This is a genomic window from Micromonospora sp. MH33, assembly GCF_003013775.1.
In the GTDB taxonomy this organism is placed as follows: Bacteria; Actinomycetota; Actinomycetes; order Mycobacteriales; family Micromonosporaceae; genus Micromonospora; species Micromonospora fulviviridis.
This window is the reverse complement of record NZ_MUYZ01000250.1, coordinates 1-10269: the sequence shown is the minus strand read 5'-3', so window position 1 is coordinate 10269 and position 10269 is coordinate 1. Positions and strand designations below refer to the sequence as shown.

General features: G+C 74.4%; 13 protein-coding genes and 1 pseudogene. 6 read left to right on the top strand and 8 right to left on the bottom strand.

The features are described from left to right. Positions 1–925: hypothetical protein (locus B0E53_RS27790; protein ID WP_210406239.1), on the top strand; the 925-nt coding region annotated here is incomplete at its 5' end. A 41-nt stretch (positions 926–966) separates the two neighbouring features. Further along, on the top strand, positions 967–1515 hold the full coding sequence (locus B0E53_RS27785; protein ID WP_107078729.1) for an RNA 2'-phosphotransferase: 549 nt from the start codon (positions 967–969) through the stop codon (positions 1513–1515). An 87-nt stretch (positions 1516–1602) separates the two neighbouring features. Here the strand turns inward: B0E53_RS27785 and B0E53_RS27780 are convergent, their stop codons facing one another. From B0E53_RS27780 to B0E53_RS27745, 8 genes are all read right to left on the bottom strand, one after another. Next, on the bottom strand, positions 1603–2874 hold the full coding sequence (locus B0E53_RS27780) for a sulfite oxidase (protein WP_246835629.1): 1272 nt from the start codon (positions 2872–2874) through the stop codon (positions 1603–1605). A gap of 85 nt (positions 2875–2959) precedes the next feature. After that, positions 2960–3484: an NUDIX domain-containing protein gene (locus tag B0E53_RS27775; RefSeq protein WP_107078727.1), complete on the bottom strand. Its 525-nt coding sequence runs from the start codon at positions 3482–3484 to the stop codon at positions 2960–2962. An 11-nt stretch (positions 3485–3495) separates the two neighbouring features. Further along, entirely contained in the window at positions 3496–4050 is a 555-nt protein-coding gene (locus B0E53_RS27770; RefSeq protein WP_107078726.1) for a DUF2199 domain-containing protein, read from the bottom strand. Between the two features lie 10 nt (positions 4051–4060). Continuing rightward, a complete protein-coding gene (locus B0E53_RS27765) occupies positions 4061–4633 on the bottom strand; it encodes an NADAR family protein (protein WP_210406238.1) in 573 nt (190 codons plus the stop codon). Positions 4634–4717: 84 nt separating this feature from the next. Then, on the bottom strand, positions 4718–5359 hold the full coding sequence (locus B0E53_RS27760) for an SRPBCC family protein (protein WP_107078724.1): 642 nt from the start codon (positions 5357–5359) through the stop codon (positions 4718–4720). Continuing rightward, positions 5356–5718 (bottom strand): metalloregulator ArsR/SmtB family transcription factor, encoded by a 363-nt coding sequence (locus tag B0E53_RS27755; protein WP_107078723.1) that lies wholly within the window; start codon positions 5716–5718, stop codon positions 5356–5358. Before B0E53_RS27755 ends, B0E53_RS27760 begins: the two co-directional genes overlap by 4 nt. A gap of 114 nt (positions 5719–5832) precedes the next feature. Then, positions 5833–6507 (bottom strand): peptidoglycan recognition family protein, encoded by a 675-nt coding sequence (locus B0E53_RS27750; RefSeq protein WP_107078722.1) that lies wholly within the window; start codon positions 6505–6507, stop codon positions 5833–5835. Between the two features lie 103 nt (positions 6508–6610). Further along, positions 6611–7357 (bottom strand): lysozyme, encoded by a 747-nt coding sequence (locus B0E53_RS27745; protein ID WP_107078721.1) that lies wholly within the window; start codon positions 7355–7357, stop codon positions 6611–6613. A 258-nt stretch (positions 7358–7615) separates the two neighbouring features. Between B0E53_RS27745 and B0E53_RS27740 the strand changes: the two genes are divergently transcribed. The 4 genes and pseudogenes from B0E53_RS27740 (at position 7616) to B0E53_RS27725 (ending at position 10230) form a co-directional block, all read left to right on the top strand. After that, positions 7616–7966, top strand: coding sequence for a YciI family protein (locus B0E53_RS27740; RefSeq protein ID WP_107078720.1), 351 nt, complete (start codon positions 7616–7618; stop codon positions 7964–7966). Next, a pseudogene (locus tag B0E53_RS27735) lies at positions 7963–9237 on the top strand (sigma-70 family RNA polymerase sigma factor). The gene B0E53_RS27740 and the pseudogene B0E53_RS27735 overlap by 4 nt, the downstream one beginning before the upstream one ends. Continuing rightward, positions 9234–10070, top strand: a complete 837-nt coding sequence (locus B0E53_RS27730) for an SMP-30/gluconolactonase/LRE family protein (RefSeq protein ID WP_107078719.1) — start codon at positions 9234–9236, stop codon at positions 10068–10070. The pseudogene B0E53_RS27735 and the gene B0E53_RS27730 overlap by 4 nt, the downstream one beginning before the upstream one ends. Positions 10071–10092: 22 nt before the next feature. After that, on the top strand, positions 10093–10230 hold the full coding sequence (locus B0E53_RS27725; RefSeq protein WP_246835628.1) for a hypothetical protein: 138 nt from the start codon (positions 10093–10095) through the stop codon (positions 10228–10230). The last annotated feature ends 39 nt before the right edge of the window (positions 10231–10269 follow it).

Sequence of the window (10269 nt, the reverse complement as noted above, 5' to 3'; positions counted from 1 at the left end):
CGGCCCGTCGCCCGTCCCGGCCGCCCGGGCCGGACTGGGCGGCCGGCCGAGCCCGAGCGCCCGGCCGTGTGCGGTCTTCCCGGCGGACAACGTCTGGCACGCCGACGTCTCCCGGCTGCCCGTGCACCCGCGCTCCGCGGCGATGATCGGCGCGATCGGCGGCGGCGCCGCGGTGCACGCCGACTTCGGCTCCGGCCGGTGGGAGGGCGCACCGATCGGCATCCCGGTCACCGTCGTACCCGCCGGCCAGCGGCGGGTCCCGGTGACCTTCGGGTACGCCGACGAGAGCGACGCGGGGCCGTACCCGGTCCCGCCGGACGCGGCGGTCGAGGGCGGACCGGACGGCACCGGCGACCGGCACGTGATCGTCTGGGACCGGGCGGCCTGCCGGGCGTACGAGCTGTTCGACGCGCACCGGTCCGGCGCCGGCTGGCGGGCCGGCTCGGGAGCGGTCTTCGACCTGCGGTCGAACCGGCTGCGCCGGGCGGGCTGGACCTCCGCCGACGCGGCCGGACTGTCCATCCTGGCGGGGCTGGTCCGCTACGACGAGGTGGCCGCCGGCCGGATCGACCACGCGATCCGGGTGACCGTGCCGCGCACCCGCACCGGCTGGACCTGGCCGGCCACCCACTCGGCCTCGTCGGCCACCGACCCGGCGCTGCCGCAGCTCGGCCAGCGGCTGCGACTCAAGCGCTCGGTGGACCTGTCCGGGCTGCCCCGGCAGGCCCGGATCGTCGCCGAGGCGATGCAGCGGTACGGGTTGATCGTCGCCGACCACGGCTCGGCCTGGTTCCTCTCCGGCGCCCCCGACCCGCGCTGGGACAACGACGCCCTGCACGCTCTCGGCGGCCTGCGCGGCAGCGATTTCGAGGTGGTGGACGCCGCGGGGCTGATGGTGAGCGCGGGCTCCGGCGCCGCCGGCTGATATCCGTCGACCGCCCCTGGCCGGTGGGTCACACTGTGCGGGTGGATCATCGTGACCTGGTCCGGGTGAGCAAGCGGATGTCGCTGGCCCTGCGCCACCGCCCCGACCGGTTCCACCTGACGCTCGACCGGGCCGGCTGGGTGCCGGTCGCCGACCTGCTCGCCGCGCTGCGGATCAGCCGCGCCGACCTGGACGCCGTGGTGGCCGGCAACGACAAGCAGCGCTTCGCCCTGGAACGCGGACCCGACGGGATCGACCGGATCCGGGCCAGTCAGGGCCACTCCGTCCCCGTCGACCTCGGCCTGACACCGGCCGTCCCGCCCGACCGCCTCTTTCACGGCACCAGCGAGACGGTGCTCCCCGCGATCCGGACCGAGGGCCTCCACCGGGGCCGCCGCCACCACGTGCACCTCTCCCCGGACGTGGAGACCGCCCGCCGCGTCGGCGCCCGCCGCACCGGCCCGGTGGTGATCCTCACGATCGACGCCGCCACCATGTCCGCCGACGGCCACGTCTTCTACCGCAGCGCCAACGGCGTCTGGCTCACGGACACCGTCCCACCCGCCTACCTCACCGTCCCGCCGGGTTGATCATGAAGCGATGACCACCGACAACGGCGTGTCCGGACAACAACCTCATGATCAACGCACCGAGGGGCGACGCACCGAGGGGCCGGGTCAGAGGGCCGTGACCGGGTGGTGGACTACCGCGTCGAAGAGGTAGGCGAGGGTGTTGGGGGTGGCGCGGGCGGGTTGGGTGGCGCCCGTGGTGTCGGTGGCGCGGGCGCAAAGGGTGAAGCGGCCGGGGGCCGGGGGGCGCCAGCGCGCCGTCCAGCGCTGCCAGGGGCCGCCCCGGTCGGCGGCGACCAGGTCGGCGGGGCGCCAGCCGTCGCCGGTGTCCACCTCGACCCGGTCGATCGGGCCGTTGCCCGACCAGGACCGGCCCCGCAGCAGCAGTTCCGCGCCGGCCGGCACCCGGGCGTCCCAGGCCAGCTCGAACGCGCTCTTCACCGGCTGCGCGCCCAGCACCGTGCCCTCGGCCGGGTGCCCCGGGCCGAACATCCGGTAGAACCGGGTGTTCCACGGGGAGAACAGGGGAGTGGTGGAGACCTCGACGGGGCCCACCCACTTGATCGAGGAGATGCCGATCCAGCCGGGCACCACCACCCGGACCGGGAATCCGTGGTCGGCGGGGAGCGGCTCGCCGTTCATCTCGTACGCCAGCAGCACGTCGTCGAGGGCCTTGGCGATCGGCAGCGGACGGCGTACCCGGCCCAGGTTGACCCCGCCGGTCACGTAGTCCGGGTCCAGCCCCTCGGGCATCACGTCGACCGCGTCGTCCCGCAGCCCGGCGAGGCGCAGCACGGTGCCCAGCCGGACGCCCCGCCAGCGGGCCACGCCGACCCCGCCCAGCCCCCAGGCCACCCCCGGCGCCGGGTCGTCCTGCTGCTCGGCGAAGTAGCGCCGGGCGTTGCCGGCGCACTCGAGCAGCGCGGCGCTTTCCTCGGCGGGTAGCCGGCGCAGCTCGTCGAGGCTGAACTCGACCGGCGCGTCCCGGGTGGGAGCGCCCCGCAGCCCGGTGCCGAACAGGCGCAGCCGCCAGGTGTCCGCGTCCAGCCGGGGCGTCACGGTGTGGTTGCGGACGAAGAACCGGTCGTTCGGCACCACGTACCCCTGCCCGGCCAGCGCCGTCCAGTGCATCTCGGCGTTGGTGTCCAACGGGCGCAGCAGCTCCGGCGGCAGCGGCTTGGCGATCGGCGTACCCGGGTCGACGCCGACCGGCGCCGGGGCGACCGCGACCGGCTCGCGTTCGTCCGCCGCGGCGGTCAGCGCGGCCATGGCCGCTCCCAGCTCCAGCAGCCGGTCGCGGTCGACGCCCGCGCCGTGGGCCTCCCCGGCGAGCCACTGCCGGCTCCGGCGGGTGTCGTGGTCGGCTTCGGCGTGGGACACGGGTGACCTCCGGAGGTTCGGCGACGCTGCCTTTCCTATTCAATCAATAGGAGTTTTCGCGGCGTCGCCCGAGGTCCGGGTCAGGTCACCGGGTCAGTCGGCGGGCTGGCCCGGTGAGGAAGTCGGCCAGCACCCGGGTGTGCGTGGAGAACGCCAGCTCGACCGGCTCGGTGAGGACCAGCCACTCGGTGGCCTCCTCGGTCGGCGCCGACGGGGGCAGGTCACCGACCGGTCGCTCGGGCAGCACGCCGAAGACCATCATGGTGCCGCCGGCCGGTGCCCCGTGCACCGCGAACAGCCGCGCCTCGTCGGCCTCGGCCAGCAGGCCGGTCTCCTCCCGCAGTTCGCGCACCAGCGCCTCGGACCATTCCTCGCCGTACTCGATGAAGCCGCCCGGGAGGGCGAGCTGGCCGCGGGCCGGCTCGATGTCCCGGCGGACCACCACCACGCCGAGGCCGTCCGGGGTGCGGACCGGCAGCACGGCCACCGCGACGGGCAGCGGGTTGCGCCACACCGTCTCCCCGCAGGCCAGGCAGACGCGCGGCCACCCGGCCTCCGCCGGATAGGCCGCGCCGCAGAACGAGCAGTGCGTGTACGGTGCGGCGGTCACGCCGCTGCACGTTACCCGCCCGACCGGTGCGGTGCCCCCTCACCCGTCCGGCGGGGTGTCTCCGGGTGCAACAGCCGTTCCGCGATCCGGCGGACGTCCGCCATGGTCATCCCGGTGCGCTGCGCCACCGCGAGCGGGTGGTCGGTCGGCTCCACCTCCACCAGCGGCTTCCGGCCGACCGGCTGGGTGTGTACGTGCGTCTTGAGCTCCAGGGTGCTCCGGCCGTAGACGGGGAGCTCGGTCGACAGCCAGCCGAAGTAGGGCGGCTCCGACTCCCGGCCCGGCCGATCCCACAGCTCGACGGTGCGGCCGAAGTTCGCCGCGCTGAGCGACACCCAGACGCCCCAGGAGAAGGCCCCGTCCGCGTCACGCAGCGGGATGTCGATGCTGCCCTGGACGAAGAAATGCTCGCCCTGGATGACGCAGAGGTCCGCGGTCAGCTCGCTGCCGTCCGCCGCCGCCACCTCGTCCGACCAGTAGACCGGCGCGTGGGTGCGGTAGGACAGGGGCGGGTCCTCGTGGCGCGCCCCGCAGGTGCCGCAGGTGTAACCGGGGGAATCGTGCATCCGCGTGGCCCTAGTCGAGGGCGCCGGCGGCGCCGGTGCGGAGGGCGGCGCGGGCGTCCATCAGGGCGAAGCCGAGCAGGTTCGCGCCCCGCCACCGCGCCGGGTCCGCGGCGCGCGGGTCGTCTGCTGCCAGCCCGATGCCCCAGATCCGGTCCACCGGGCTCGCCTCGACCAGCACCCGCTCGCCGGTGCCGAGCAGGAACCGGCCCAGCTCCTCGTGCTGGCCGAACTTGGCCACGCTGCCGGTCACCACGATGTCGTAGCGGCGGGCCACCCAGGTCGCCTCGTCGAAGCCACGGACCTGCCGGCCGAGGGCCTTGGCCCGGTGCGGGTGCGCGGCATCGAGGACCCGTTCGGCGATCCCGTCGTCGCCGAAGAGGGTGGCCTTGTGCCACATCATCCAGTGCTCGGCGGTGGCGTACGTCCGGCCGTCCACCGTGAACGGCGCGGGCCACCACTGGCTCAGGCAGCCGGGGCCGACGCTGCCGTCCCGCTGCGGGCGGTGCCCCCAGAAGCGCAGGTACCTGATCGGCGCTCCGGCATGGACGGCAGCGATCAACTCGGCGACGGATCGGATCGGCATGATCGACAGTCTGCCCGAGGGCACCGACAGCCCGCCTCGCGACCATGCCCGTGCCGCCTGGCACGGGCACGGTCGGCGAGGGAGTCAGGGGGTCGGCGCGCCGGTGTAGAAGGCGGTGACCCGCTCGCCGGCGGCGCGGGCCTCGTCGGCGGGCGTACCGGCGGCGATGCTCGCCTCGGTCCAGCGGGCGCTGGCCTCCGCCATGAAGCGGCGGCCCTCCTCGGAGGCCACCCAGGTGGCGGCCTGGTCCGGGGTGATCCCGGCGCCGTCGGCCGCGAGGTGGGAGGCCAGCCCGAGCAGCGCCCCGTCCCAGCCGACACCGACGGCCCCCGGCCCGTACTCGGCCCACCGCGCGTCGTCGACGTGCGCGACGTGCTCCAGCTCGAACCGGGTACGTCCGGCGCCGGCCTCGGTGAGCCGCACCTCGATCCAGCTCACCTCCCCGCCGAACTCCCAGGTCGCGGCGAAGCTGTGCGGCGGGTCGCAGCGCTCGACCGTGCCCCCGGCGTTGCCCTCCAGCTGGTAGCGCCCGCCGAGCTTCAGCTCGCCGGAGACCGGCAGGAACCAGCGGGGGATCCGCTCGGCGCTGGTGCAGGCGTCCCAGACGTCCTCCACCGGCGCGTCGTACGTCTGGCTGATGGTCATCACCCGCGCCTCGCCGGCGGGGAGCGTGCGGGTGCCCAACCGGCGCTCGACGGCGCTGATCTGCCCGGTCACGTCGATCATGGTGTGTTCCTCTCCTCGGAGTTGCCCTCGCGCAGCCGCCGCTCCCGCCGGCCCCGGGCCAGTTCGGTGGCGAGCGCCGCCAGCGGCGGCGTCCAGAACCGGCGGAAGCCCGCCAGCCATTCGTCCAGCTCGCGCAGCGGGCCCGGGTTCACCGCGTAGAGGCGACGGGTGCCCTGGGCACGCACGGTCGTGAAGCCGTGTTCCCGCAGCACCTTGAGGTGCTGCGACACGGCCGGCTGACTGATGCCGAACTCCCGCTGGACGGTCGCGCCGACCGTGCCGGCCGGCTGCTCACCCTCGGCGAGCAGCTCCAGGATCCGGCGACGGACCGGGTCCCCGAGGACGTCGAAGGCGTGCACGACCTCTTTGTATCAGACTCAGCTTATATAAGCGAGTGCTGAAACGCCGAGATCTTGGGCGGTTTCCGTTCGAGAACGGAAACCGCCCAAGATCCGCAGGGTGGTTGCCTCCGGTCAGGCCCCGAGCCGGGCGGCGACGGTGCTGCGCAACTCCGGGAGCCGGTCGTGCAGCAGGCCGGGGCACTGGGTGTTGTTGAAGTCCTTGTGCCCGTAGATCTCGGTCGGCGGGATGCCGTACTGCTGGCAGGTGAAGGCGCAGAACAACACCAGGCTGTCCCAGAGCGCCTGCGGGGGCTGCACGTCGAGATAGATGCCGTCGTTCTCGATGCCGATGGCCTGGCTGTTCTGCCCGACGCAGTGCGCGCCCTGCACCATGGTCTCCCCGTGCAGCAGCCCGTACAGGCTGCCGTGCCGGCCCTCGGTGAGGTAGCCGCCGCGGCTGTTGGTGAAGTGCTGCCCGGAGTCGAGCCAGCCGTTGGTGTCCATGTGCAGGTTCTGGATGTCGCGCGAGTTCCGGTAGGCCTGCGCGAGGCTGTAGTCGGTGGTGTTCGGGAACGCGGTGTGATGAATGATGATCTTGTTGGGCCGGCTCTGCACCACGCTCACCGACGACGACGGCGGGCGGGCGCCCCAGGTCGCGCAGTTGGCGATGGTCGGCTGGTCGATCCGGGTGGCGACGGCTCGGGCGTCGCGGCCGGCGCCGAACTGGGCCAGTGCGGTGGCGCCGGCGGCGGCGCCGAGCAGGACCGCGCCGCGCAGCACGGCCCGCCGGGGAACGGGGACGGACATCGGGGCCTCCTCGTCGGGGACGGGCGCCGCCGGTGGCGGGCGGCTGCTCCGGGGGCGGCGTCGTGCACGCCGCGCCGGAGAGCCGGCCCGCCACCGGAGCGGGTCAGCAGGGACCGTTGCAGGCCAGCACCTTGAGCCGGTCCAGGGTGCCGTTCCAGACGTTCTGGTCACCCGGGAAGACGCCCGAGGAGGACCACTGCCAGAAGGAGTACGTCCCCCAGCCGGCCGGCAGGGTGCCGACGCTGCTGGAGTAGCGCGCGATCCACAGTGGGTTGTTCGCGGCGAACTGCGAGGTGTTGCCGGTGCAGGTGCTCCACCAGTCGGTGGTGGTGTAGATGGTGGCCCACCGGCCGGTCCGCGCGTAGTACTGGTTGACGAACGAGGCGATCCAGCTGCGCATCGAGGCCTGGCTCAACCCGTAGCAGGTGGCGCCGTACGGGTTGTACTCGATGTCGAGCGCGCCGGGCAGCGTCTTGCCGTCCTTGGACCAGCCGCCGCCGTGGTCGACGAAGTAGTTGGCCTGGGTGGCGCCGCTCGAGTTGCCGGGCAGGGCGAAGTGGTACGACCCGCGGATCATCCCGACGTTGTAGGACCCGTTGTACTGCTGGGCGAAGTACGGGTTGGTGTAGGACGTGCCCTCGGTCGCCTTGACGTACGCGAACCGGGCGCCGTTGTTCCAGGCGGCGGACCAGTTCACGTTGCCCTGGTGGCTGGAGACGTCCATGCCGGGCAGGCCGGCCGGGGCGGCGCTGGCGGGACTCGCGCCGACGATGGCCGAGGCGGCCAGGGTGACGGTGGCGAGCAGGGCCGTGGCGGCCGTACGCAGCGCCGATCGGAGGGGACGGTTCATCTTTCCTCCCTGGGGGTTTGGGGAGACTGACGAAAGGAACTGTCAACATTAGGTCACAGAGTGGAGAAACTTTTCAATAGACACATGGAAGATTTTCTTTGTCTCGCGGGGGTTCAGCGACCACCCGGTTGCCGCGCACGGCGCCGGATACCGGATCCCGGTGGAATCTTCAGGCCGGCGTGTCGATACCGGCGCCCGCCGTTCGTGTGGAGGGTGAAGGGGCGGCACCGGGCCGCTCCGGCGAGTGAGGAGACGCGCGTGAAGCAGTACCTGATCAGCATGTACCAGCCGGCCGGCAGCGGCCTGCCGGACCCGGAGTTCCTGGCCGGGGTGATGCGCGAGGTCGACGCCATCGGCCGGGAGCTGCGGCAGGCCGGCTGCTGGGTGTTCGGCAACGGCCTGCACGCCCCGGAGACCGCCACCGTGCTCCGCCCGAAGGGCGACGAGGTGCTGGTCACCGACGGCCCGTTCGCCGAGGGCAAGGAGTACCTGGGCGGCTTCACCATCATCACGGCGCCCGACCTCGACGCCGCGCTCGACTGGGGCCGCCGGTATGCCCTGGCCACCACCCTGCCGGTGGAGGTGCGCCCGTTCCAGGGCGAGGGATGACCGCGCCGACCGACGTCGAACGGGCCTTCCGCGCGGAGTACGGCCGCGCGGTCGCCGTCCTGGTCCGCCTGCTCGGCGACATCGACCTCGCCGAGGAGGCGGTCCAGGAGGCGTTCGCCACCGCGGTCGACCGGTAGGCCGTCGACGGGCCGCCGCCCAGCCCGGCCGGCTGGATCATCACCACGGCCCGGAACCGGGCGATCGACCGGCGGCGCCGCGAGGCGTCCCGCGCCGACCGGCATGCCCAGGCTGCCCTGCTGTACGCCCCCGAGCCGCCCGCCGAGGAGGGGCCCGTGCGCGACGACCGGCTCCGCCTGATCTTCACCTGCTGCCACCCGGCGCTCGCCGCGCCGGCCCGGGTCGCGCTGACCCTGCGCCTGCTCGGCGGGCTGAGCACCGCCGAGATCGCCCGCGCCTTCCTGGTGCCGGAGCCGACCATGGCGCAGCGCCTGGTCCGGGCCAAGGCGAAGATCCGGGACGCGGGCATCCCGTACCGGGTGCCCCGGGACGCGGACCTGCCCGACCGGCTGCGCGCCGTGCTCGCCGTGGTCTACCTGATCTTCACCGCGGGGCACACCGCCAGCGCGGGGGAGCGGCTGGTCCGCGACGAGCTGTGCGCCGAGGCGATCCGGCTGGGCCGGCTGCTGGCTGACGAGTGCTCCGGGTCGTGGCGCGGCGCCAGACGCGCCGAGCCGGAACGGTCGCCGCTGATGCCGGACGAGCCGGAGGTGCTCGGGCTGCTCGCGCTGATGCTGCTCACCGACGCGCGGCGGGCTGCGCGGACCGGGCCGGACGGCACGCTGGTGCCGCTGGCCGCGCAGGACCGCGGCCGGTGGGATCCGGTGCTCATCGCCGAGGGGCAGGCCCTCGTGCGGTGCTGCCTGCGGCGGGGCCGGCCCGGCCCGTACCAGATCCAGGCCGCGATCAACGCGGTGCACAGCGACGCGGCGACCGTCGCGGACACCGACTGGCGGCAGATCCTCGCCCTCTACGACCAGCTCGTGACGCACGCGCCCGGGCCGGTGGTGGCGCTGAACCGGGCCGTCGCGCTGGCCGAGGTTGCCGGTCCGGCGGCCGCGCTCGCCGAGGTCGACCGGCTGGACCTGGCCGGCTACCACGTGCTGCACGCGGTCCGCGCCGACCTGCTGCGCCGCCTCGACCGGCCCGCCGAGGCCGTGGCCGCGTACGACGCGGCGATCGCGCGCACCGACAACACCGCCGAACGGGAGTTCCTCCGCCGCTCCCGCGACCTGCTGAGGAGCCACCCGTGAGCGCACCGGAGATCCTGGTCGACGGACTCGCCTTCGGCGAGTCGCCCCGCTGGCACGACGGCCGGCGCTGGCTGGCCGACTGGGGCGCGGGGGAGGTGCTGGCCGTCGACGCGGCGGGCCGGACCGAGGTGGTCGCCCGGGTCGACGGGCTGCCGATCTGCTTCGACTGGCTGCCGGACGGGCGGCTGCTGCTGGTCGCCGGGAGCGCCGGGCGGCTGCTGCGCCGGGAACCCGACGGCGCGCTGCGTACCCACGCCGACCTCGCCGCGCTGGTTCCGCACCCGTGGAACGAGGTGGTCACCGACGCCCGGGGCAACGCGTACGTCAACACCATCGGTTTCGACTTCCCCGGCGGGGACTTCCGGCCGGGCCTGGTGGCCCTGGTCGCGCCGGACGGCGGGGTCCGGCCGGTCGCCGACGACCTGGCCTTCCCCAACGGCATGGCGCTCACCCCGGACGGGCGCACCCTGCTCGTCGCCGAGTCGTACGCCGGCCGGCTCACCGCGTACGACGTGGCCGCCGACGGGACGCTCGGCGGGCGGCGGGTCTGGGCGGCGGTGCCGGACTCCGCGCCGGACGGCATCTGCCTCGACGCCACCGGCGCCGTCTGGTACGGCGACGTGCCGAACCGGTGCGCCGTGCGGGTCGCCGAGGGCGGCCGGGTGCTCGACCGGATCGAGCTGGACCGGGGCTGCTTCGCCTGCGCGCTCGGCGGTCCGGACGGGCGCACCCTGCACCTCGTCACCACACAGTGGAGCCCGCAGGCGCTCTCCGGCGGGCCGCGCACCGGCCAGGTCCGCACCCTTCGGGTGCCCGCCCCGGCCGCCGGCTGAGCCCGGCTGACCCTGCACGGCGTTGACCGTGGCCTGCACCTGGGCGGCCTGGGCGATGATGCGCGACGCCATGGGCCTCGACGTGGCGGCCGCCCGGGCCACCCTGGCCCGCACCATCGGCGCGCTGCTCGTCGACGCCATCGCCGCCGGCCTGCGCTGACCGTCGCCGGCCTGCGCTGACCGTCGCCGGCCGCGCCGG

Coding starts and splice junctions, on each gene's coding strand:
- B0E53_RS27760 (WP_107078724.1), bottom strand. CDS start 5,359: ATGATCGACGTGACCGGGCAGATCAGCGCCGTCGAGCGCCGGTTGGGC.
- B0E53_RS27765 (WP_210406238.1), bottom strand. CDS start 4,633: ATGCCGATCCGATCCGTCGCCGAGTTGATCGCTGCCGTCCATGCCGGA.
- B0E53_RS27750 (WP_107078722.1), bottom strand. CDS start 6,507: ATGTCCGTCCCCGTTCCCCGGCGGGCCGTGCTGCGCGGCGCGGTCCTG.
- B0E53_RS27745 (WP_107078721.1), bottom strand. CDS start 7,357: ATGAACCGTCCCCTCCGATCGGCGCTGCGTACGGCCGCCACGGCCCTG.
- B0E53_RS27770 (WP_107078726.1), bottom strand. CDS start 4,050: ATGCACGATTCCCCCGGTTACACCTGCGGCACCTGCGGGGCGCGCCAC.